The sequence below is a fragment of the Oceanirhabdus sp. W0125-5 genome, assembly GCF_027938815.1.
Lineage (GTDB): Bacteria > Bacillota > Clostridia > Clostridiales > Clostridiaceae > Oceanirhabdus.
The window spans coordinates 2,181,131-2,205,895 of record NZ_CP115913.1 but is presented as its reverse complement, the minus strand read 5'-3'; the positions used below and the strand labels follow the sequence as shown (position 1 = coordinate 2,205,895).

The 24,765-nt window shown below is 30.0% G+C and carries 18 protein-coding genes; 12 read left to right on the top strand and 6 right to left on the bottom strand.

Features of this window, described 5'->3' with window-relative positions; all coding sequences use genetic code 11:
• Positions 1-85: 85 nt before the first annotated feature.
• The 5 genes from OW730_RS10300 to dcd all read right to left on the bottom strand — a co-directional run bounded on the left by OW730_RS10300 (position 86) and on the right by dcd (position 6,924).
• Positions 86-1,057 (bottom strand): acyl-CoA dehydratase activase, encoded by a 972-nt coding sequence (locus OW730_RS10300; RefSeq protein WP_271228933.1) that lies wholly within the window; start codon positions 1,055-1,057, stop codon positions 86-88.
• Positions 1,038-2,138 carry a 2-hydroxyglutaryl-CoA dehydratase gene (locus OW730_RS10295; RefSeq protein ID WP_271228932.1) on the bottom strand — a complete coding sequence of 367 codons (1,101 nt, stop codon included), beginning with the start codon at positions 2,136-2,138 and terminating at the stop codon, positions 1,038-1,040. The genes OW730_RS10300 and OW730_RS10295 overlap by 20 nt, the downstream gene beginning before the upstream one ends.
• Complete coding sequence (locus OW730_RS10290; protein ID WP_271228931.1) at positions 2,110-3,030, bottom strand: acyl-CoA dehydratase activase-related protein; 921 nt, start codon at positions 3,028-3,030, stop codon at positions 2,110-2,112. The genes OW730_RS10295 and OW730_RS10290 overlap by 29 nt, the downstream gene beginning before the upstream one ends.
• A gap of 131 nt (positions 3,031-3,161) precedes the next feature.
• Positions 3,162-6,254 (bottom strand): efflux RND transporter permease subunit, encoded by a 3,093-nt coding sequence (locus OW730_RS10285; protein ID WP_271228930.1) that lies wholly within the window; start codon positions 6,252-6,254, stop codon positions 3,162-3,164.
• A 148-nt stretch (positions 6,255-6,402) separates the two neighbouring features.
• Positions 6,403-6,924, bottom strand: a complete 522-nt coding sequence (gene dcd, locus OW730_RS10280) for a dCTP deaminase (RefSeq protein WP_271228929.1) — start codon at positions 6,922-6,924, stop codon at positions 6,403-6,405.
• Between the two features lie 222 nt (positions 6,925-7,146).
• On the opposite strand from dcd, the gene OW730_RS10275 reads away from it, so the two are divergent.
• From OW730_RS10275 to OW730_RS10245, 7 genes are all read left to right on the top strand, one after another.
• Positions 7,147-7,908, top strand: a complete 762-nt coding sequence (locus OW730_RS10275; protein WP_271228928.1) for a PHP domain-containing protein — start codon at positions 7,147-7,149, stop codon at positions 7,906-7,908.
• Positions 7,909-8,109: 201 nt separating this feature from the next.
• Positions 8,110-9,603 carry a methyl-accepting chemotaxis protein gene (locus OW730_RS10270; protein WP_271228927.1) on the top strand — a complete coding sequence of 498 codons (1,494 nt, stop codon included), beginning with the start codon at positions 8,110-8,112 and terminating at the stop codon, positions 9,601-9,603.
• A 303-nt stretch (positions 9,604-9,906) separates the two neighbouring features.
• A complete protein-coding gene (locus tag OW730_RS10265) occupies positions 9,907-10,833 on the top strand; it encodes an ABC transporter ATP-binding protein (RefSeq protein ID WP_271228926.1) in 927 nt (308 codons plus the stop codon).
• Positions 10,826-11,560: an ABC transporter permease gene (locus tag OW730_RS10260; RefSeq protein WP_271228925.1), complete on the top strand. Its 735-nt coding sequence runs from the start codon at positions 10,826-10,828 to the stop codon at positions 11,558-11,560. Before OW730_RS10265 ends, OW730_RS10260 begins: the two co-directional genes overlap by 8 nt.
• Before the next feature lie 119 nt (positions 11,561-11,679).
• The gene (locus OW730_RS10255; RefSeq protein ID WP_250857524.1) at positions 11,680-11,859 is read left to right on the top strand and encodes an alpha/beta-type small acid-soluble spore protein; all 180 of its coding nucleotides are present in this window, start codon (positions 11,680-11,682) and stop codon (positions 11,857-11,859) included.
• Between the two features lie 181 nt (positions 11,860-12,040).
• A complete protein-coding gene (locus OW730_RS10250) occupies positions 12,041-13,651 on the top strand; it encodes an MBL fold metallo-hydrolase (RefSeq protein WP_271228924.1) in 1,611 nt (536 codons plus the stop codon).
• A gap of 139 nt (positions 13,652-13,790) precedes the next feature.
• Positions 13,791-14,684, top strand: a complete 894-nt coding sequence (locus OW730_RS10245; RefSeq protein ID WP_271228923.1) for an AraC family transcriptional regulator — start codon at positions 13,791-13,793, stop codon at positions 14,682-14,684.
• An 18-nt stretch (positions 14,685-14,702) separates the two neighbouring features.
• Here OW730_RS10245 and OW730_RS10240 read toward each other — a convergent pair whose 3' ends face one another.
• Positions 14,703-15,110, bottom strand: coding sequence for a 2TM domain-containing protein (locus OW730_RS10240; protein ID WP_271228922.1), 408 nt, complete (start codon positions 15,108-15,110; stop codon positions 14,703-14,705).
• 373 nt (positions 15,111-15,483) lie between these two features.
• On the opposite strand from OW730_RS10240, the gene OW730_RS10235 reads away from it, so the two are divergent.
• The 5 genes from OW730_RS10235 to OW730_RS10215 all read left to right on the top strand — a co-directional run bounded on the left by OW730_RS10235 (position 15,484) and on the right by OW730_RS10215 (position 24,714).
• Complete coding sequence (locus OW730_RS10235; RefSeq protein WP_271228921.1) at positions 15,484-17,517, top strand: methyl-accepting chemotaxis protein; 2,034 nt, start codon at positions 15,484-15,486, stop codon at positions 17,515-17,517.
• Between the two features lie 294 nt (positions 17,518-17,811).
• On the top strand, positions 17,812-19,845 hold the full coding sequence (locus tag OW730_RS10230; RefSeq protein ID WP_271228920.1) for a methyl-accepting chemotaxis protein: 2,034 nt from the start codon (positions 17,812-17,814) through the stop codon (positions 19,843-19,845).
• Between the two features lie 248 nt (positions 19,846-20,093).
• Positions 20,094-22,016, top strand: a complete 1,923-nt coding sequence (locus OW730_RS10225) for a PrkA family serine protein kinase (RefSeq protein WP_271228919.1) — start codon at positions 20,094-20,096, stop codon at positions 22,014-22,016.
• 42 nt (positions 22,017-22,058) lie between these two features.
• The gene (gene yhbH, locus OW730_RS10220; protein ID WP_271228918.1) at positions 22,059-23,333 is read left to right on the top strand and encodes a sporulation protein YhbH; all 1,275 of its coding nucleotides are present in this window, start codon (positions 22,059-22,061) and stop codon (positions 23,331-23,333) included.
• Between the two features lie 10 nt (positions 23,334-23,343).
• A complete protein-coding gene (locus OW730_RS10215; protein ID WP_271228917.1) occupies positions 23,344-24,714 on the top strand; it encodes a SpoVR family protein in 1,371 nt (456 codons plus the stop codon).
• Positions 24,715-24,765 lie beyond the last annotated feature (51 nt).

Genomic DNA, 24,765 nt, shown 5'->3' with positions numbered 1-24,765 from the left:
TATATTAACACATAAAATTCTTTTTAACAAAACAAGCCATAAACAAAATATTGTTTATGACTTGATATAATGATTAACCATATAATTAACTATTGATTATCTTTTCTACATAACTGCTGCTCCATTTTCCACATCTATCTCCAAAACAGCCTAAAGTTGCATTCTCATCATTAATCATTACAACCTCACATCCATTAGAGCATCCTTTACACTCGAAGGATTTTGTTTTAATCTCCATATCAGCTACATTAAAGCCTTTAAAGTTTGTGTACTTTCTCTCTTTTACTTTCTCTTTAGCTAGAATTGCTGACCCTAATGCTCCCATTACCTTATGGTACTTTGGAACAAACACTTTACATCCTAATGCTTCTTCAAATGCAGCTACCATTCCTTTGTTAGTAGCAACTCCTCCTTGGAAGAATATTTTAGATTGTATGTTTTTCCCTTTACCTACATTACTCAAATAATTTCTTACAAGAGCATCGCATAATCCTTTAATTATATCTGATTTATCATACCCAAGTTGCTGCTTATGAATCATATCTGATTCAGCAAAAACAGCACATCTTCCAGCTATTCTCACTGAATTATTTGACTGAACCGCATAATCTCCAAACTCTTCAATTGGTATTCCAAGTCTTTCTGCCTGTCTGTCTAAAAATGACCCTGTTCCTGCTGCACATACTGTGTTCATTGCAAAATCGGACACTATTCCTCTATTTAAAATAATTATTTTAGAGTCTTGCCCACCAATCTCTATAATTGTACTAACATCTTTATCAATTTCTAATGCAGCCACTGAATGAGTTGTAATTTCATTTTTAACTATATCTGCTCCAATCAAGTATGAAGCGATATGCCTTCCACTGCCAGTTGTTCCAGCCGCTTGAATTTGTTTATCACTATATTTTTCCTTTAAAGTTTTAAAAGCATTTTGAACAGCATTTATTGGACTCCCTTTTGTTCTAATATAAATTTGTTCAATAACAGTATTGTTTTCATCTATTAATACTACATCTGTACTAACCGAGCCTACATCAACTCCCATATAATACATCCGCTTTCTTCCTCCTCTCAAGCATATCTAAAAATGCTTCAATTCTTGTAATATATCCTGCTTCTCCTGTCATCTCATCAATTACTAGTGTAAGAATTGGAAAATCCTTATCTTTAGAGATTGTTGGAAGTATTGCTTTACTAACTATCTCAGGCATACACCCCATAGGAAATAACTGTATTGCTCCATCAAGTCCGCTTTTTTGTCCTAGAACAGTCTCTCCTATACATTCTCTAGCATGCCCCCCAATGTAATAGGGCAAATACTTAAGGGATGCTCTTCTAATATCTAATGAATTCAACTTAAAACTCTTAGTAAGCAAGTCTTTAACCCACCAGCTTGGTGTTAAAGCTCTTTTAGTACAAACTCCAAAATCCATTAATCTATCTTCTATATAAAGATTTGAAAAAGGTTCTATTACAGTATATATTTCACCAATAATCCCAACCTTAATTGGTTCTTTATTTTTATCAATTTTTACATTGTTTATCTTCTTCTTATATTCTCTTAATATGCTAATTAATTCATCAACACCATTACTGTGTAATGCCTTATCCTTGTATTCTTTTAGGAGCCTTTTACATTCTCCTCTATTAATTTCATACCCTACTAACTCATGAGCTTTAGCATCAATACCGTCGCAAAGATTTATAACTGTAAGACCATTTTTAATAGCTCTCATCTTTTCAATCTTACTTTTTTTGCTATGTGAGGTTATTTTACTTATTCTATCTAAAAACTCCTTAACACCAACATCTTTAGGAGCATCTAACATAACAAAATCAACATCATAACCTAATCTCTTAATTAGATTCATCTGCAGTTCCCCATATTCTCCAAACCTACAAGGCCCACAACTTCCAACAATAATTACAGTATCTGCGCCCCTTTCAATACTCTCAATATAATTCCCTATCATTATTTTAAAGGGCAAACATATTTCCTCCGGGGAATGTTTCACCCCAACATCAAGCGCTTTTCTATTATTCAGTTCAGGAATTACATATTCAACTCCTAAAGTATCGAATACAGCTTTAGCTGCAATATATATATTACCCATGTGTGGAAATGTTACCTTCAATTCTATTTCTCCTTTCCATCATATCAACAAAAGCCTCTATTCTTGTATCAAATCCAGCTTCACCACTATGCTCATCAGTTTTTAATATAAGCATTGGAATATCCAAGTTATTATGTTGTATAAGTTCAATAATCACAGAATCTATTCCACAAGCGAAGGATGACAAATAGATGATTCCATCAATCTCTTCATTTTTACTTAAGTGAAGTGCTGTGCCATATGAATCTCTTACAAATGACCAGAATGGTTTCTTATATAGCTTATTTACCTCAATATCTTTATGCTCGTCTTCAATATGCTCTTCTGTTATTACCCCAACACCTAATTTATTTAATTTTTTAACAAGATTCATATTTATATATTTATCATATATAGAATATGGATGACCTATTAATAATACGCTCTTTTTGTAACCATCATCATTTATTCCAACCTCTAGGTCATTTTGAGCCATTAAAGCCTTACTAAATGCTTTTTTTATTTTTAAAACATTTGGCGTTACTCTTCTCCCTGCTTGCAATGCCCACTTTCTTAAATTCTTATCACTATCTGCATACATTGGTACCCCGATAATTTCTGGCATATCTGTTATTGAATTAACAACCATTTCTGGAAGTCCACAAAACTTTGGACATATGAATTCTTTCTCTCTTATTCTCATTATTCTTGGAATTAAGAGAATATCGCATTTATCTTTGATTGATGCTACATGACCATGAAAAACTTTTATAGGCAAACAAGCCTCATCTACACAACATTTTACCCCTTCATTTAATATAGCTTTATTAGTATCCTCTGATACAACAATTTCTGCTCCTAACTCTAAAAAAAACGTCTCCATAAAAGGATGATATTTATAATAGAGCAACCCTTTAGGTATTCCAATTTTCATTTACTTCTCTCCTTTGCTAATATCAACCATCTTTTATTATTAACTAAAAAGTTTATAATATTCCTAGAGACAATCTATAATTATTTTACAAAATAAAAGCAGATCAACCTAATGACCTGCTTTTGTATTTATTACACTCTTTTCTTCCTCAATCTATCTAATGCAGTATATATTACTGGAATAATTATTAATGTAAGTAAGGTGGCGTATATTAATCCACCAATAGCTGTAATTGCCATAGGCTGCATCATTTCTGCATTTTCTCCCACACCTAATGCCATGGTTGATAAAGCAATAATAGTAGTTAAAGCTGTCATAATGATTGGTCTAAACCTTGTATTACCTGCTTCTATAACAGCATCATACGTGGATTTTCCTTCTTCTTTTAGTTGATTTATATAATCCACAATTACAATCCCATTATTAACAACAATCCCTGCAAGTATAATGAGACCTATTAAAGCAACAACACTTACTGGTGTATTAGTAATAAATAATCCTAAGAAACCACCTGTAAAGGCTAAAGGTATGCTAAACATAACTATAAATGGATATAGTAATGATTGAAATTGAGATGCCATTACCATATAAATTAAAACAATAGCTAATAACAATGCATATAGTAACATTGTAAATGATTTTCTAATTTCCTCTTGTTCCCCTTGTAATTCTACAGTAAAACCTTCTTCAACATCATAGTCATTAATTTTCTCTTCAATATCATTTCCTACTAAACCTACATTATAACCATCTTTAATTTTAGCAGTTACAGTAATATACCTTGTCTGCCCATGTCTTCTAATAGATGCATATCCTTTTTCTATACCTACCGTTGCTACATCTGACACCTTCACTTTCGTACCCATAGGTGGTTCAATTGTTAAGTTCTTAATTCCTTCAATGTCCATTTCCTCTTTACTAGAGATATCATCATAGACACTAATATCATACTCCTGACCATTTAAGGCAAGTTTAGATATTTTATTATCTTCACTTATAGCATCCTTAACTGCCATAAAAACTTGAGCATTAGTTAATCCCTTTTCTATACTCTTTTCTCTATCTACAGTTATTTTTAATTCAGGAGAGGTCTTTGAAATACCATTATTTATTTCTGTTGTTCCTTCTGTAGATTCAACAAGCCCAGCAATATCTTTTGCAATATTCTCTAATTTCTTAACATCGTATCCTTTAACCATAATTGATATACCAGAGCCGCCCATACCTCCCATATTCATACCCGCTTCAGAAACACTAACTTCACATTCAAGATTAGCAGTAGCTTCTCTTATTTCCTGTGCAATTTCTTTAGTTGTTCTACTTCTGTCTTTTGCTAAAAGTACATTCATACTTGCTGAGTCACTTCCACGCATCATAGCAAACATCATATCTCCACCAAGAGATGCACCTACTGTATCAACATCTTCAATTCCACCTATTATCTCACTTAGCTTATCAAGCATTTGTGCTGCATCTTCAAACTCTGATCCAACAGGCATTGTAACATCTATCATTATCTGTCCTTGATCAGACTCGGGGAAGAACTCGGCTCCAATCTTTAATGACCCATAAATACTTCCTATGAATAGCACTAAAGCTAATAAAATCACTGTTATTTTATGCTTAAGAGAAAACTTAAGCATCCTTGTATATACTTTCTTAATCCCATCTAGTACTCTATGTTGTTTATTAATTTGTGAGTTCTTCATGATTTTTGAAGCCATCATAGGTACTAGGGTTAATGCAATAATCAAACTTGCAATAAGTGAGAAGGAAATTGTTAATGCCATTTCTTTAAAAATCTCTGCTGTTATACCCTTCATAAATATAACTGGTGCAAATACTGAAACAGTTGTCAATGTTGAAGCAGTAATAGCCCCAGCAACTTGGTGTGCCCCTTTAATAGCAGCTTCTTTTGCACTTACCCCTTCATTTCTAAGTCTATATATATTTTCAATAACAACAATTGAATTATCTACAAGCATACCAATACCAAGAGCAAGCCCTCCCATTGAGATAATATTTAAAGTCATCTTCGAGAAATAAATCATTATGAAAGCCGACATAACGCTTATAGGTATTGCCAGGGCAATAATAATTGTTGGTTTTAAATCTCTTAAAAAGATGAATAATATTATTACAGCAAGTATAGCTCCATATAATAAATTATTAGTTACTGATCTAACTGAGTCATTGATATAATCAGCTTGATTCATCAACATAACAGTTTCAACATTTTCAAACTCCTCATTAATCTTAGCAAGTTCTTCTTCTACTAGTTCCGCAACATCTGTGGTAGCATAATTGTTTTGCTTTTGAATAGATATCATTACTGCATCTATGCCATTTACCTTTGAATAAGATTCTTCAGATATATCTACCATATTAATATCAGCCACATCCTGTAGAGTAATTGTTATTAATGGATTTGACATAATAGGAAGTGTCTTAAGTTCTTCTAAGTCCTTTAATTTATCTCCAACTCGTACAAGATAATCTGTCCCTTCTTGATTAATGTAACCTGTAGGCATACTGAAATTTTGACCTTTAAGTATCCCTGATATCATTTCTTCTGTAATTTTTATTTTTGGAGAAGTAGCTCCTGTAGGAAGAGATTGGCTAATTTTTTGATTTAATGATTCAATTTTCTCATTGTTTAACTTAACTTGTATTTCATTTTTGGCAGTACCTGTTAATGTTACAGAGGCTACCCCTGGAATCCTTTCAATACGAGGAACAATTACACTCTCAAACCAAAAGGTTAACTCTGAAATTTCTTTATCCATAACTGATAAAGAAAAATTCATAATTGGCATCATATCAGGATTTATTTTCAATATCATTGGATTTCCAACTTCACTAGGCATATACGTAGTAATCATATCAAGCTTTTCCCGTATCTCAACTAATGCTGAATCCATATTTGTATCTTCATTAAACTCAAGAATTACCATAGACATATTCTCTTGAGAAATGGACTGTACATTTTTAATATTACTTACCGTAGCCATAGAATTCTCTATGGGTTTTGTAATCATCTGTTCTATAGTTTCTGGACTTGCTCCAAAATATGATGTAGAAACTACAGCATATGGTAGATTAATACTTGGAAGTAAATCTGTAGTAAGATTTGCTAATGAAACAAATCCAAGAATAATAACAATCAATATAGACATTATTATAGTTATAGGCTTTTTTACACTAAAACTAGATATTTTACTCATTCTCATACTCCTTTTGCCAAATATCTTAAATTATATAAACCTTTATATTATTTACACAATACTCTTAATTAATACTTTAAGTGCACTGCTTTTATTACATTTTTCCAAAATAAAAAATCCAATAAGCTTAGCTATTGGACTTTTGATGTTATTTCGAAAAATCTTTGTATAACATACTTGGCTGAATTCCCTTATTATTTTGATATTTTCCACTAGTATATTTATCATATTCTCCTTCAATATTGTGATAATAAACTTGGCATATTTCTACATCAGGATAAATTCTAATTGGCTGCACACAGAATATCTCTAGTGTCCAGTATCCTTTAAACCCTACATCACCAAAACCTGCTGTTACATGAACAAATAATCCTAATCTTCCTATAGAGGATCTCCCCTCTAACATTGGAACTAACCTATCTGTCTCAGTGTACTCAACAGTTCTCCCTAGATAAAGCTTATTTGGTTCTAATAATAACCCCTCTGCTGGTATTGTTATCTCCTTAACTTTATTATCATTTTTCATATCCAAAACATCATTTTCATAAACTAAAAGTTTATTATGTAACCTTAAATTATAACTATTTGGGTTAAGCTGTTCTTCATTGAAGGGTTCAATTATAATATCCTTTCCTTGTCTGTTCTTAATTTCTTTTCCTGATAAAATCATATTAGTGCCTCCGTCTCTCTAATATATCGATTTTCTTGATATGAACATTATAATCCATGCTATCATTTGCAGTGTTTATTTTTTTGATATGCTTTAAGTAATTTTTGATTATTATAATATTTAAATCATAGTAAATAATGTATAATATATTTATTCGAACTATTATTGTTTATAATTTACATATAATTTGTTTCAAAAGTTAAAATTAAGGAGATTGTACTTATGAAAATTGACATGCATGTTCATGCTAAAGAACGTTCATCTTGCAGTATTGCATCAGAAAAGGAACATATAGAAAAGGCTATTGAATTTGGATTGGATGCTATTATTTTCACTGATCATAATAAACTTGTACCTTTAGACCATTTAAAAGAGTTAAATAAAAAATATTCACCTTTTAAGATATTTGGTGGTATCGAAGTTAGAATGAAAGATAATGGCGAAGATGTCCTTATATTGGGAATTCATGATAAATTGATTGAAGAGAGAGAATGGACATACCCTGAGCTATATAAGTTTGTACGAGAAAGAAATGGCTATATTGCAAAGGCTCACCCCTATAGATATAAAGAATATATAGAAATAGATATAGAAAACTATATACCAGATGCACTAGAAATTCATTCTACTAACATAGGTAAAGATGATACCAAGTTAATTTCTAATTTAGCCCAAAAGTTGAATTGTAATTTAATAAGTAATTCTGATGCTCATAACTCCAAAGATATTGGTATTTATTATAATGAATTAGAATCTACACCTAAAAATGAAAAAGAATTAATTGAGATTCTTAAATCAGGTAAATATACATGCGGGTATTGTCCTGAGAGAGTATATAAATTTAATAAAAATGTTGCTGAAAGAGAAGAAATTATAAGAAACTTAATAAAGGAAGGTAAAAATAAGGAATACTATCATAAGCTTACTGGTAACTGGGAAGGCGAATTTGATAGAGTGTTAATAGGAAAATCATATATTATTTAAACAAAGCCTAGTATTCACTGTATTGTGAATACTAGGCTTTTGATTTAATGTTTAACTCTCATACATAATTACCAAAATTAATATTATTTTGACTTTTTTATCAATTTTAGTCATAATATACATATATATATTACAAGGAAATTCGAATCTTATCGAATGTACAGATGTAATTTAAAATTATATTTTACTGGGGGCGACGTGATGAACAATTCAAATTATTATTTAAACATTAATAAAAAATATAATGATAATCTAGCAAGAATAATTAGTGTATTCACATTTATAATTTTTGGAACTTCAATAATTTCATTGATGATTTCACATTATGAGGGTAATAAGGTTGCTCAGCTTATATCTCTAATAATAACTATAGTAGTGCTTACTGCATTAACTTACCTAATAAGAAAACTACCTATTAAAGAGAATTTGATCACTCATATATTACAAATAGAATTTCTTTTATTAAATTGGATTATAATTTTGGGAAATAAAGCTGATCAAGTAGAATGGATTTTCATTATAATCCCATTAATTTTATGTGTTAATGTAATGAATAAATTAGTAATTTATTACATACCCTGTGCTAACACTATTTTGTTAATATCATATTATATAATTAACATAGACAATGCCTTCACAATTTTTGATTTAATTTTAAAACTTGTACTGATTGTCTTATGCAGCGCAATCGTATATATTATTAATGCTCAATATCGTAAAAGTATAGAAGAAAATTTTAATTACATGGAAGAAGTAAATAAGAAAAATGATAACAATGAAAAATTAATAAACGGTATGAAAGAAGTAATTAAAGAATTATCCGCTTTAAAAATAGATGCTGTTGCAAGAGATACAAACAATGCAACACAAGATGTAGTTACAGCTATAGAAGAAGTTTCTTCAGCAGCAACAGAACAAGCCTTAACTACTGAAAATGGCTTAGAAAAAGCAAATGCTTTAGGAAATAGTATAGAAAAAATTGTATCATCAATTGAAAATGTCACTAATTTATTTGATGAATCAAATAAATTTAATGAAAAGGGCTTAAATGTTGCTAAAGAATTATCTAAAAAGAATATAGAATCAAGAGAATCTATGGAAGATTTGAATAAAATGATAGATAAAGTTGATAAAAGTTCAAAATTAATTGGAAATATAGTTGAAACTATAATTGCTATAGCCAATCAGACTAATTTATTAGCTTTAAATGCATCAATTGAAAGTGCAAGAGCAGGAGAAGCTGGAAAAGGATTCGCTGTTGTTGCTGATGAAATTAGAAAATTAGCAGAACAAACTTCAGAATCTACAGAAGAAATCAAAAAAATCATAACAGAGATTCAAGATAATACAGAGAATGCAGTTAAAAAAATGGAAATATCCTTTAATTATATGATGAGTCAATCTGATATTGTTAATCAGACTGAGAAAATATTTAATAACATTTCAAAAAATTCTAATGAATTATTGAATAGCATAAAAATCATTGAAATGGAAAATAGCGAAATGCTACAAGGAAAGAGAGTTATCATTGATTATATGGAAAGCATATCTGCTAGTGCAGAACAAAACTCAGCCTCTTCACAAGAAATCAGTGCTAGTTCTCAAGATATTCTTAGTTTAATGAAACAATTTTTAAATGAATCTGATAGGTTATCTCAATTATCAAGAAAACTTCAAGAATCAATAAAGCAATAACTTAAAGGCATCTAAAAAAGATTTTATAAACTTTTTTGGATGCCTCTTTTATTATATTCCTTAACCTTTTACAGTAAATACATCATCACTACTTCGTCTAAACAAGTCATTTTTTCCAACTAATATATAATTAATTTTTTGTAACAATTGTATATTATTACATTTTAATCTTTATTTTACCATACTCATATCGTATTATTATTGTTGTAGACCCTTACATTGTCATTATTTAATATTTTAGGTGATAGAAATATAAATATGTCTACAGTTAATAGTTAAAATAAATTATTAGGGGGTAAAGTAATGGAGACTAAAACTATTCTTAAAGTTTCAAATTTAAGCAAATCATTTGGTAAAAAGAACGTTGTAAAAAGCTTAAATTTAGAAGTTGAAAAAGGTGATGTATTCGGTTTTTTAGGTCCAAATGGAGCTGGTAAAACCACAACAATTAGAATGATGCTTGGTTTAATCAAGATGAATGAAGGTGAAGTATCAATAAACGGATATAATGTTAAAACTGATTTTAGCAAAGCAATTGAATCTGTAGGCGCGGTGGTTGAGTCGCCTAAATTTTACGAATACCTCTCAGGCTATGATAATCTAAAATTAATAGCTAATCTTCATAAAAATATATCAAAGGATAGAATTAATGAAGTTTTAGAAATTGTAGGCATGAAAAAAAGAGCAAAAGATAAAATGAAAACATACTCTTTAGGGATGAAACAAAGATTGGGTATTGCAAGAGCATTATTAAATAACCCTCAGTTAATAATTCTAGATGAGCCTACAAATGGACTAGATCCCCAAGGGATGGTTGAAGTGAGAGAATTAATTATAAAACTTGCTAAAGAAGAAAATATAACTTTCTTTATCTCAACTCATCTCCTCCACGAAGTTGAATTAATGTGTAATAGAGTTGCAATTATTAATCAGGGGGAAACTATTGTCCAAGGAACGGTATCTGAATTATTAGATAAAGATCATGACTCAATTGAATTAATCACACAAAATAATCAATTAGCAAAAGAATTAATTGAAAAACTAAACTATGCAGAACACGTAGAAGATACTGATAAAGGAATTCTTATTACCTTAGATGAGAAAAAATCTGGTGTATTGAATAGTTATTTAAATGAAAATGGAGTGGTTGTTGAATACCTCATACCTAAGAATCAATCTCTTGAAGAATTCTTTATAGAAACAACAGAAGGAGGAAATAAAATTGCTTAGTCTAATTAAAAATGAACTTTTTAAATTATTTCATAGTAAAAAAATCTATGTTTTTGCAATTATAATAACTGCACTTGCTATTTTAGGAAGTATAACCATGAAGAAACAAATGCCAGCAGCAGAAATTACGCTTCACATAGTACCACAATTTATGCTAGTGGCAGTTATGGAGGCAATCATGGTAATATTCAGTGTTGTACTAATATCTGATATGATTACAGATGAATATAAATGTGGTACTTTAAAACTCCCTATGTTACATCCAATTTCTAGATTACAGTATTTTGCTTCAAAAGTTATTTCAGTAGTTATTATTACTGTATTGATATTACTCTTCACAATGGTTATCTCATATATACTAAACTTTATTATTCTAGGAACTGGCGGTGCTTTAGATGTTAGTGAGTTTTTAAACGTACTTAAAGCATATATTTTATCTACATTACCACTATTGGCATTTGATATGATTATTTTCTTTATAGCAATTAATTTATCTAGTGGTGGTGCAGCTATAGGATTATCTTTAGGATTATATTTTGCACTTGAAATAGCAGGACAAATAATTAAAGGCAGCGGAAAATATTTAATTACAACTTATTTCACCTTATTTATAGATAAAGCTCCAAAGGATACTTTAATTGAAGGTTTAATTGCAATTGGATTATATTCAATAGTTTTCTTTTTAATCAGTCAAATAATATTTAAAAGAAAAGATATTTTAGAATAACTTATCTTAATATGGGTTGTACAGTAATTCTAACCAAATTTCCCGTTAATCTACCATAATAATAACGTCCTCCTTAGTACAAACTAGTATTACAAACCATTACAAAGGAGGAATAATTAATGGCTAAAAATTTAGTACCTGAAGCAAAAGAAGGATTAGCAAGATTTAAAATGGAAACTGCAAGTGAACTAGGTGTTCAATTTACTGAGTACAACGGAAACTTAACAGCTAAGCAATGTGGTTCTGTTGGTGGAGAAATGGTTAAGAAAATGGTTCAACAATACGAGCAAAACCTATAATCTTCACATGGGGGATTGAATACATAGGGCATGTAGCTTCGGCTACATGTCCTTATGTTTTTTTGTAATTTTGTAAAAAAGCCGATTATTCCTGTTATATCTCTGTTGTTGAAGACTTACCCCAATGATAATATTTATTCAGGGTATTAATTAAATTATATTTATTAAGGGGGAATTGTATTTGAACATTAAAAGTAAGGGGTTAAAAATATTGTTTTGGGGGTTTTTAGTAATGAGTTTATTAGCAAGCAGTACAGCTACTGCTATGGGATCAACGAAAGATAATGAGTCAAAAGTTCTTTATAAGTTAAAAGATTGGACAAAAGTTTCAAAACATGTATATGTAAGTACTGGAACAATGAATAGCGTTAATATGGTGTTAGTTGTATATGGCGATAAAGCTACTTTAGTGGATCTTGGGTATAATGAAGCTGAAGGTCTTAGAATCAAAGAGTTTATTGAAAAGGAAAAGTTAACATTAGAAAACATAATAGTAACTCATCTACATGGTGATCACACTGGAAATTACGGAAAATTCAAAGTTGATGATGGACACTTTTTCACTCCAAGAAATACAACTGATGGCCAAATAATTGAAATGGGTGAAGCAAAATTAAAGATAGTAAAAACACCTGGTCATGCAGATGATCTTCATGATAGTGTAGAACTTACAAATGAAAATCTCCTAATAGCCGGAGATGTGGTTGTTACAAATGTAGGGTCAAATTTAAAGTTTGGTGGTTCTTACCACACTTTAATAGAAACTTTAGAAAAAATTAAAAATAACAATTATGATTTAATAATACCTGGACACGGAGACATAATAGATGCGGAATTCGCTATTAATAATCAATTAAGTTATTTAAAAAACCTTTACTCAAAGGTTAAATCAGTATATAGGAAAATGAAATTACCAACTACATTAGATAAACTGAAAAATTCACTATATGAAAATATTAAAATTCAAGATTGCGTTTTGGATATGTCTGTTATAAATACAGAAGAACCAGACAGATTCCATAAAGGAAATATCGATAATATTCTTAACCTGCAAGCAATGGAAAGTTATTTGTCAGGACATTGGGAAGATGAAGCAAAAAAAACACCTAGAAATGAAACATTTGTATTCCCTTCCCTTGATGGATTAGATATTACTGCTGATCTATATTTAATTGACAATACTTCTCCAATTATTTTATTATTCCACAGAGCAAGATGGAGCCGTGGAGAATATTTAGAAATTGCACCAAGACTAAATGAGTTAGGATACAATGTAATGGCTATAGATGCTAGAAGCGGTGCAAGCATTAATGGTGTAGACAATAAAACAGTGCTTCGAGCCCTTGAAAATGGTCTTGCTCATACACATCCTGATGCCTTAGTAGATATTGAAGCTGCTATTCAATATGCTCATGAGGAACTTGGATATGAAGATATCATAACATGGGGTAGTTCTTATTCAGCTTCTCTTGTTCTAGCAATATCACAAAAATATAGTGATAATGTACGAGCTGTACTTGCCTTTGCCCCCGGTGAATACTTTAAGATTGAAAATAAAAGTATTGCAAAATATGCAAAAGAACTACAATTACCTGTGTTTATAACAGGTTCAAAACCTGAAGAACAGTGGTATCGTCCATTATATGAGGCTATCTCTAGTAAGGATAAAGTGTGCTTTATACCAGAATCACAAGGGTATCATGGCTCCCAAGCTTTGTGGAAAAGTTCTAATGATAATGACTCATACTGGAATGCTGTAAAAACATTCTTAAAGAGTTTAAAGTTAAAATAATTTCCCAAAATTATTTCAAGATTCAGAAGGTTACTATAGTAATCTTCTGAATTTCTTGTTTAGGAATAAAAAACCTCTTTTAACAATCATTAGAAATATGTTATAATACCTGTAAAATGACTTTAAGAGGGGTGCTTTCATGAGTTTATCTACAGTAAATAATGAAACTGGGCGTTCGATTCCAATTTTTATTACTTCAAAAGATCCATTTTCATCTGATAGTCATAATATGTATAGGATTATCATTATCAAATCTGGAGCAGGAATTATTAATCTAAACAATACTTCCATAATATTTATGGCTCCAAGTATTCTTTGCTTAAATGAAAAAGATGAAATATTTTTAGAAAAAGATAATTCTCTTGATGCTGATGTTATTTATTTTTCGCCAACTACAATTCAAACTGAATTTACACTTGATAATATTAATAATAATGCTAAAAAATTAAACCAACTTCATATGAGAAATTTCTTTTTATTACTCCCATTTTTTGAACAAAATAAAACTTATAAGGGTATAATTGATATGAGCTATGGCTCTCTTAAAAGATTATCTAATCTAAGTAATGCAATAATAAAAGAAACCACTACCTTTGAAAATAACTTCTGGCCATGTAGATCTAGATCTTTTTTCTTAGAAATATTATTTCTTATACAGTATCTGTATACTGAGTACGAGGAAGATAATAACATATCTATGATTAGTTCCTCTTCAGAATTAAATGAAATTATTTTATACCTTCATACTAATTATTCAAGTAAAATTACTATTAATGATCTAGAACAAAAATTTAATATAAACAGAACAACCCTTGCTCAAAAATTTGTGTCTGAAACTGGTTATACAATAAAAAACTACTTAATTCAAATTAGAATTAAAATTTCTTCAATGATGCTTAAAGATACTCTATTACCAATATCAGAAATAGCATACAGAGTTGGTTTTAATGATACCACTCATTTTACAAGAACCTTTAAAAAACACTTGAATATGCTACCTTCAGAATTTAGAAAAATACATATGAATATTTAAAAGGCACTAGATATTAATCTAATGCCTTTCATGCTTCTCTATAGATTTTTGATTTTTAATTTTATTCATGTTCATATTAAATACATCATTACTTTTCTCTTCTTCTAATGAATTATATCCTGTTCTTCCTTTTAAATATGCAATTTCTCTTTCTAACTCATTCCCATCTAATGCTTTCAACCTACTCATGGCAACGACAAAGTGTATTCCAACTGCCATACCCCATCCTGATGCAACAACTAATGATGCTAAAATTGAATCAATTAACCCCCCATCAAATATCCCAATAGCTGTCATCATTAAGGTCAATAACACTACCGTAACCACATATATACCTCTGTGAATTTTAAAACCTCTCTTTATTTTTAATCTTTTTTTTGCTGTTTTATAAATTTCTTCCTCTACCCTATTCTTAAAATCATCCATTTCTTCACTTTACCTCCTCTAAAATATTGATTTATAACTTTACTATATACAATCTTTATAAATATATAATACCATAAATTCTATTAAATGTATTTATGGTTAGTTATATAATATTCTTCCACATATTTCGACACTTTTACACTGACAAACATTCCTGTATTGCATAAATATTCATTTTAACTTTATATTTCTCTAAACAATTAGCTTTTATGGATAATTTAATATTCATTCTCATAAATTTCTATGCAATTTTCCTCATGGTAAGTATAAAGAAAAAAAACACCTCATCGACATATATAATATGATTTTATATTTTCTTTAAACAAATTAAAATTTATATTTAATATATTTAAACTTAAGAGGAGGACAATGTATGAACTTAAAGAAAAACATTGCTGCTAAAATTATTGGAAGTTTTTTAATTTTATCTGTAATAATTTTTTCAGCAACAGGATTAGTTGTAAATACATACACACGAAACAATATCATTGAAAATGTTAAAAAGGATTTAAGCTATGAAGCTAATATTCTCTCAAAAGAAGTTTCATCATTCTTTAGAGATAAAGCAAAAATTGTAGAACAGCTTTCTCATGATAAAAATATTCTAAATTATATGAATGAAGTTAAAGTTAAAAATGAAGCGAGAGCTAATGGTAAATATAATGATATAGTTCAAACCTTTAAAAATACTAAAGAAAATAATGAGAATATTGAATATGTTTATTTAGTTTTACATGATGCAAATTACATTGTTATTGATGATGAATGGGAGCCTGGTTCTGATTGGGACTTACATTCAAGACAATGGTATATTGATACAGTTGCTGAAGGCGATTTATTTTTTACTGAACCTTATTATGACGATACTATAGATAAAAACGTTTTAACTATAGCTAAGCCAATTTTTTCTAATGGGAAAACAATAGGCGCAATAGCAATTGATATAACTATAAACGATTTATCAAATATTATGAGCCAATATACTCTAGGGGAAACAGGTTATTCAATATTAATTGATAAAAAAGGAACTATAATATATCATCCGGATAGTTCAAAAATCTTAAATGATAATATGACAGAAATGGACGGTACCCTTGGTGAAATCGGTAAGAAGATGGTAAATGGCAAAAGTGGAACAGATGAATACGAATACAATAAAGAAGGAAAATTCTTCTCATATGCTCCTGTTACAGTAAATGGTTGGTCAGTAGGAACTAATATAACAAAGAAAGAAGTTCTTAAAGGATTAGTTAAATTGAACCTTACAATGCTTGTAGCTTTTGCATCAGGTTTAATAATACTTCTTCTTGTAGCCTTCTTACTTATTAAATACCTTTTAAAAGAAATCCCTACTCTATTAGATATAATTAAGAGAATCGCTAAAGGAGATTTAACTGCAAGAGCTCAAGTAAAATCAAAAGATGAAATTGGTCAAATAAGCTTAGCAATAAATACAATGGCTGATGAACTTCAAGGATTAATTCAAGGTATTTCATTAAATAGTCAAGAAGTTAGTGCAAGCAGTGAGGAACTATCAGCTACAATTGAAGAAGTAACTGGTCAAATTCAAAATATAAATGGAAGCACCCATGAAATTGCAGCTGCAATGGAAGAAACAAGTGCTGCTACTGAAGAAATGAATGCTTCTGGATTAGAAATTCAAACTGTTTTAGATAGATTAAAAAACAAAGCTGTAGAAGGTAATACTTTTGCTAAAGAAATTGAAAAAAGTGCTCATAGTATGAAAGTAGATTTTGAAAAGGCTAAAAACGATGCTTTAGTCACTTACAAAGAAAAACAGGAATCAATTTTAAGTGCTATTGAAGAAGGTAAGATTGTTGAAGAAATTAGTAATATGGCTGATATCATCGCTGATATTGCTGAAAAGACAAACCTCCTATCATTAAATGCAGCAATAGAAGCTGCAAGAGCAGGAGAACAAGGAAGAGGTTTTGCTGTTGTTGCAGATGAGGTTTCAAAATTAGCATCACAATCTTCACAAACTGTTACAAACATTCAACAGACAGTTGGGCAAGTTAAGATTGCTTTCCAAAACTTGTCTAGTAATTCAAATAACCTTCTTAAATTTATGGATGAGAAGGTAGTAAGTGATTACAATGTTATGATTGATAGAGCAGAATCTACCTTAAAGGATTCAGAGGAGGTTTCAGGCTTAGTTCATGATTTATCAACTAATTCAGAAGAGATCTCATCTTCAGTTGAAGAACTAATAAGAGCAATTAGCTCAGTTACTAATACTGTAACTGATGTAACATCAAATATTACAAATATAAGTGAAAATATAAACCACACTACAGACGCTGCTGATGAAGTTAGCAAAGTAGCTGAAACTCAATCTGATTTAGCTCAAGGATTAAATGATATGGTAAACAAATTCAAAATTTAAGAAAAGTTCAATTTTATTTTATTAAACCTTCAAAATAAATTTTAAAAACAATGACTAATCGCCCTTTGATTAGTCATTGTTTTATTAAATACGTAAAAAAACATTATTTACAGCATAAAATACCACAATTCAACATTAATACACAAATAACTATATATACTTTTTAATAATTGTAAAGAATTTTTAAAATATTACGACTTAATTATTAGAATACTTATTATTTTAGGAGGTTTTAGTTTTCCCATAGGTTTATGGATATTGATTGAATGATTACAAATACTTGGAGGGATTTAAGTGAAATTCAGGAAACAAATTATATCAAAGATTTTAGGAAGTTTTTTTATTTTATCTACATTAATTTTTTCAATAACAGGATTCATTATTAATATTTATTTTGAAAATAATATCACCGAAAATGTTAAATCATCTTTAACATATGAAGCAGTGAATCTATCTCAAGAAATTTCTGCTTTTTTCGCCAATAAATCAAAGATAGTAGACCAGCTAGTTAATGATGTAAATATACTTGAATTTATGAATGAGGTTAAAGTTAAAAATGAAGTTAAATCTAATGATAAATATTATAGCATTGTACAGACTTTTAAAAATACACAAATAAATAATGACAATATTTCTTTAGTATATCTGGTATTGGATGAAGCTAATTACATATTAACTCATGATGAATATGAACAGAAATCTGATTGGGATTTACATTCTAGAAAGTGGTATATAGATACAGTTAAATCGGGGAAATTATTTTTTACAGAACCATATACTGATAAAGTTACTGGGAAAACAGTTATGACTATAGCTAGACCAATAATGTCAAAGGGAAAATCATTAGGTGCAGTAGCTATAGATATTACTATTGATTCTTTAGGAACAATTATGGCTGGATATACATTTGGTGAATCCGGATATTCTTTCTTAATCGATAAAACTGGAACAGTAATATATCATCCTGATAGTTCAAAAATATTAAAAGACAACATGACGGAAATAGAAGGTAAAGTAGGCGAAATAGCAAAAAGGATGGTAAATGGAGAGATAGGTACAGATGAATATATTTATAATAATTCAGAAAAATATAACTCTTTTGCTCCTGTCAAAGCATGCGGTTGGTCAGTTGGAACAAATATCTCAAAAAAAGAAGCACTAAGGGAATTAAATAAATTAAATTTCATAATATTTATTATCTTCTTTATAGGATTAGTTCTTCTTATTGTTATTAATTTATTTATAATTAAACACCTCTTAAAAGAAATTCCTAATTTATTAGATTTAATCAAGAGAATTGCTCAAGGAGATTTAACCGCAAGAACTAAAATTAAATCACAGGATGAAATAGGACAAATAAGTTCAGGAATAAATACAATGGCTGAGGAACTTCAAGGATTAATTGAAGGTATTTCTTCAAATAGTCAAGAAGTTAGTTCAAGTAGTGAGGAGTTATCTGCTACAATTGAAGAAGTAACTGGACAAATTCAGAGTATAAATGGCAGTACACATGAAATAGCTGCTGCAATGGAAGAAACAAGTGCGGCTACTGAAGAAATGAATGCTTCTGGATTAGAGATACAAGTAGTTTTAGATAGATTAAAAAATAAGGCTGTTGAAGGTAATGCCTTTGCTAAAGAAATTGAAAATAGCGCACATACTATGAAGGTTGATTTTGAAAAGGCTAAAACTGATGCTTTAGTGACTTATAAGGAAAAGCAGGAATTAATCTTAAAAGCAATTGAGGAAGGTAAAATTGTTGAAGAAATAAGCAATATGGCTGATATAATTGCTGATATTTCTGAGAAAACTAATCTATTATCACTTAACGCAGCAATTGAAGCTGCAAGAGCAGGAGAACAAGGAAGAGGATTTGCTGTTGTTGCTGATGAGGTTTCAAAATTAGCATCACAATCTTCCGAAACAGTTGCAAACATTCAGCAAACTGTTAGGCAAGTTATGGTTGCCTTCCAAAACTTATCTACCAATTCAAATAATCTTCTTAAATTTATGGATGAAAAGGTTGTAAGTGATTATAATGTTATGATTGATAGAGCAGAGTCTTCCTTAAAGGATTCAGAGGAAGTTTCAAACTTAGTTCAAGACTTATCAAGTAACTCAGAAGAAATCTCTTCTTCTGTTGAAGAATTAGTAAGAGCAATTGAATCAGTTACAAATACTGTAACTGATGTAACATCTAACATTTCTAATATAAGCGAAAACATAAATCATACTACAGAAGCAGCTGATGAGGTTGGAAAGGTTGCTGAAACTCAATCTGAATTAGCTCAAGGTTTAAATGATATGGTTAATAAGTTCAAAATTTAATCTCCCCTACTCATTTAGGTACATGAAAAAAACAAAAGGTTTAGGATTAAATATCCTATAGCCTTTTGTTTTTTTCAATGACTAGTAAATTATATTTATTTTTTAGAAAATTATTGTCTTAATTTAGGAATTAAAAACATAAATATTAGTAAGGTAGAATTATATTCACTTTTAAGTTGATAATATTTTGTTTTTCAAAATATGATGAGCTAATAATTCTTTCTACTTTAAAGGAGGTATACAAATTTATGATTCAATTTTCAGATCTAATAAAAAAAGATAGAGATGATAGAAAAAAGAAACATTTTGATGGCACATTTCTTGATTACCTTAATATACTCAAAGAAAACCCTTCACTAGCTATGTTAGCTCATGAAAGAATGTACAAAACTATTACTAATAAAGGCGTAGAAACTTTTAATACCAGTGAACATCCTAAATTAAGAAGAATTTACGGAAATGAAGTTATAAAAAAATATAACTTCTTTAAAGATGATTTCTTTGGTATAGATAAGGTTCTAATGGAAATAGTAAAATACTTCCATACCGCTGCTATGAAAGGTGAAGAATCACGCCAAGTTCTATATCTAGTTGGACCAGTAGGTGCAGGAAAATCCTCCATAATGGAAGCTTTAAAGAAAGGACTTGAAATAAGTGAACCTGTATATACTCTTAAAGGATGTCCAATGAGAGAAGAACCTCTTCATCTAGTTCCATATCATCTTAGAGAAGAATTCGAAAAACTCTTAAACGTAAAAATTGAAGGAGATTTATGCCCAGCTTGTAGCTATAAATTAAATCATGAATACAATGGGGAATTTGAAAACTTCCCTGTAGTAACACATGATTTTAGTATTAGAGCAAGAAAAGGTATTGGTGTTGTTCCACCAGTTGACCCTAATAATCAAGATACTTCTGTACTTGTTGGTTCTGTAGATATATCTAAGATGGATTTATACCCTGAAGATGATCCAAGAGTATTATCTCTAAATGGTGCTTTTAATGTTGGAAATAGAGGGCTTGTAGAATTTATTGAGGTATTCAAAAATGAAGTTGAATATCTTCATACAATGATTACTGCAACTCAAGAGAAGAGTATCCCCTCACCTGGTAAATCTTCAATGATATATTTTGATGGAATTATATTAGCACACTCTAATGAAGCAGAATGGAATAAATTTAAATCAGACCATACGAATGAAGCAATTTTAGATAGAATTGTTAGAATTGAAGTTCCTTATTGTCTTCAATTAGATGAAGAACTTAAGATTTATAAAAAAATGTTGAGCAAGAGTACCTTTAGCGCTCACATTGCACCTCACACAATTGAAGTTGCTTCAATGTTTGCTATTTTAACTCGTTTAGTTCCATCTAATAAAGTTAATGCTATGACCAAATTAAAAATCTATAACGGTGAAGAGATTGTTGAAAAAGGTGCAACTAAGAAAATTGATATTAGTGAACTTCGTGAAGCGGCTCCACGTGAAGGTATGACAGGTATCTCTCCACGATTTATTATGAAAGCATTAGACCAAGCAATTGCAGAGTCACCACATGATTGTATAAATCCAATCTCAATTCTTGAAATGCTTACAAAGTCAGTAAAAGAACTACCAATTGGTGAAGATACTAAGAAAAATTATTTAAATTTCCTTCAAAACGTTATAAAGAAAGAGTATCACAAAATACTTGAAAATGAGGTTACAAAAGCCTTTATCCATGGTTATAAAGAGCAAGCTGAAGATTTATTTAATAATTATCTAGACCACGCAGAGTCTTATGTAAACAAAACTAAAATTAAAGATAAAAGTACTGGTGAGGAATTAGAACCAGATGAAACTTTCATGAGATCAATTGAAGAACAAATAAATATTTCTACATCTTCTTCAAAAGGATTTAGACAGGATGTTACTTCTTATATGTTCTATGTTATAAGAAATGGTGGGAAAATTGACTACACTTGTTATCAACCTCTTAAAGAAGCAATTGAGAAGAAACTCACTACTTCTGTAAGGGAATTAAGCAGAGTTATCACACGTACCAAGGTACGAGATAAGGAACAGAACGAGAAGTATAATGCAATGGTTGATGAAATGAAGAAAAACGGCTATTGCCAGCATTGCTGTAACGTAATCCTAAAATATGCAGCTAATAATTTATGGAAAGACTGATAAGTGTAATAATAGATTACTAAAGCCTAAGGAGGTGACACTTTGGGCATATTTAGGGAATTTGATAGCAGTGGAAGAGACCGTTCTGCTGAAGATAGATTAAGACATAAAAAATTAATCGAGGAATCTATAAAACGAAACTTGGGAAATATTATAGCTGAAGAGAGCATTATTGGTCAAAGTAAAGATAAAAAAATAAAAATCCCTATAAAAGGAATAAAAGAATATAGATTTATATATGGTACGAACAAACCTGGTGTTGGTTCAGGTACAGGTGATGAAAAACGTGGAGATAAGATTGGAAGTGACCAAATGGAAAAAGGTCAAGGAGATCAAGAGGCTGGAAATAATGAGGGTGAAGACATTTATGAAACCGAGATCACTATTGAAGAATTAATCAATTATCTCTTTGATGATTTAGAGCTTCCAGACATGGAAAGAAAAAAATTCAGTGAAATAGAATCTGAAAAGAAATTTAAAAGATTAGGTTATCAACGAAAAGGGATTAGACCTCGCCTTGCTAAAAAGAGATCTGTAGTTGAAAAGATTAAACGGAAAAAAGCAACTAATCGAGGTAAAGAACTAACTTCGGAAGCTCATGGTAATTTACCTGAAGATTTATCTGATGATTTATCTGATGATTTATCTGATGATTTATCTAAAGATTCAACCAACTTAGATACCAGAAACTCCAACACCACAAAAGAAAGGTTCCCTTTTAAGGAAGATGATCTAAGATATTATCATATTAGGAACGATATTAAAAAAGAAAGTAATGCTGTTGTAATGTGCATTATGGATACTTCTGGCTCAATGAGTATCACAAAGAAATATTTAGCTCGAAGTTTTTATTTTCTATTATATCAGTTTGTACGATTAAAATATGTAAATGTTGAAGTAGTTTTTATAGCTCATACAACTGTAGGAAAAGAAGTAAATGAGCTGGAATTTTTCCATAAAGGTGAGTCAGGTGGAACTTATATAAGTAGTGGTTATAATAAAGCTTTAGAAATCATTGAAGAAAGATATAATCCTGCCCTATGGAATATCTATGCTTTCCACTGTAGTGATGGTGATAACTGGAGAGAAGATAATCAGAAAGCTGTAGAAGCAGCTAAGGAACTTTGTGAAACTTGCAATCTTTTTGGTTATGGTCAGATTAGTATTGGAGGATATATCCCAAGCAGCACTATCAAACAGCAATTTATGAATAATGTAAAATCAGATAATTTTTCCGTTGTAACAATGTCTGGAAAGGAGGATATTATTCCAGCCCTAAAAAAATTACTAAGCAAAGAAAAGGGCCTTATGGAATGATGATTTATCTATGATTGATTATACAGTTAAAATGCTGCAAGAATGGGATAAAAAAATTAATGATATTGTTAAGGCTGAAGGACTAGATTGTTATACTCAAGAATATGAGATTTGCAGCTATGAGGATATGATATGCTTTGAAGCTTATGTAGGTATGCCCTCACACTATCCACATTGGAGCTATGGTAAAGCCTACGAAAGAAAGAAAACATTCTACAATTATAATTTAGAGGGGTTACCATATGAAATGGTAATTAACTCCGATCCTTGTATTGCTTATCTTATGAAGGACAATACTCTTCTTCTACAAATACTAACTATGGCTCATGTACATGGCCACAATGATTTTTTTAAAAACAATAGGTTGTTTGCTGAAGGTACTAGGGCTGACTATACAGTTGAAATGTTCAAAAATCATTCTGATAGGATTAGATCATACATCTCAGATCCTGCTATAGGGTACGAAAAAGTTGAACGTATACTAGATGCTGCTCATGCATTAAGTTTTCATACAGCTAGAGTTATAGGTGAAAAACAATTAACTAGAGAAGAAACGAAAAAAAGACTTCTTGAAAAGTATCAAAAAGATACTAAAAAGAATGGTATTTTAGATGAAATTCAAGAAATAGACCCTCCAAATTTAAATAGGATTCCTATAGAACCTACTGACGATATTATGAGTTTCTTAATTGAATACAGCAATTTATCAGACTGGGAAAAAGATATTCTTGAGATTGTAATGAAGCAAACAAAATACTTTATCCCTCAAATTGAAACTAAAATCATGAATGAAGGATGGGCAAGTTACTGGCACTATAAAATATTAAATAAATTAGATCTTCCTCAAAGTCTCCATATGGAATTTTTGAGTAGACATAATCAAGTTATAAGACCTTTCTTAGGATCAATAAATCCTTATTTTGTTGGATTTAAGATGTTTGAAGACATTGAAAAGAGATACGGAAGAGATAAAATATTTGAAGTTCGAAAACTTGAGAGAGACCAATCCTTTATAAGAAAATATCTTACAGAGGAACTCTGTAATGAAATGAATATGTTCCAATATAAGAAAAAAAACAAAGACTATATTATTGACGAAGTCTCTGATAAAGAAGGCTGGAAAAAAATCAGAGATACTTTAGCAACGAGTGTTGGAATGGGCTCAATCCCTTATATAAAAGTTGAAGAATTTGCAACTAAGGATAATACCCTTCTAATAGTGCATGAACATGATGGTAGAGATCTTGAAATGACATATGCATATAAAACATTAAAGCACCTTGTTGAGCTTTGGGGCGGAAAGGTATTATTTAAGACTATAGTTGATGGTAGCAAGAAACTTATTCGCTGCACTAAGGATAAGACAATTCATGTGATTTAATGGGGACGGTTAACATATGTTCATGTTAACCGTCATTGACCAAAATAACCG

Coding starts and splice junctions, on each gene's coding strand:
- OW730_RS10285 (WP_271228930.1), bottom strand. CDS start 6,254: ATGAGTAAAATATCTAGTTTTAGTGTAAAAAAGCCTATAACTATAATA.
- OW730_RS10235 (WP_271228921.1), top strand. CDS start 15,484: ATGAACTTAAAGAAAAACATTGCTGCTAAAATTATTGGAAGTTTTTTA.
- OW730_RS10265 (WP_271228926.1), top strand. CDS start 9,907: ATGGAGACTAAAACTATTCTTAAAGTTTCAAATTTAAGCAAATCATTT.
- OW730_RS10290 (WP_271228931.1), bottom strand. CDS start 3,030: ATGAAAATTGGAATACCTAAAGGGTTGCTCTATTATAAATATCATCCT.
- OW730_RS10215 (WP_271228917.1), top strand. CDS start 23,344: ATGATTGATTATACAGTTAAAATGCTGCAAGAATGGGATAAAAAAATT.
- OW730_RS10275 (WP_271228928.1), top strand. CDS start 7,147: ATGAAAATTGACATGCATGTTCATGCTAAAGAACGTTCATCTTGCAGT.
- OW730_RS10245 (WP_271228923.1), top strand. CDS start 13,791: ATGAGTTTATCTACAGTAAATAATGAAACTGGGCGTTCGATTCCAATT.
- OW730_RS10255 (WP_250857524.1), top strand. CDS start 11,680: ATGGCTAAAAATTTAGTACCTGAAGCAAAAGAAGGATTAGCAAGATTT.
- dcd (WP_271228929.1), bottom strand. CDS start 6,924: ATGATTTTATCAGGAAAAGAAATTAAGAACAGACAAGGAAAGGATATT.
- OW730_RS10240 (WP_271228922.1), bottom strand. CDS start 15,110: ATGGATGATTTTAAGAATAGGGTAGAGGAAGAAATTTATAAAACAGCA.
- OW730_RS10300 (WP_271228933.1), bottom strand. CDS start 1,057: ATGTATTATATGGGAGTTGATGTAGGCTCGGTTAGTACAGATGTAGTA.
- OW730_RS10270 (WP_271228927.1), top strand. CDS start 8,110: ATGAACAATTCAAATTATTATTTAAACATTAATAAAAAATATAATGAT.
- OW730_RS10225 (WP_271228919.1), top strand. CDS start 20,094: ATGATTCAATTTTCAGATCTAATAAAAAAAGATAGAGATGATAGAAAA.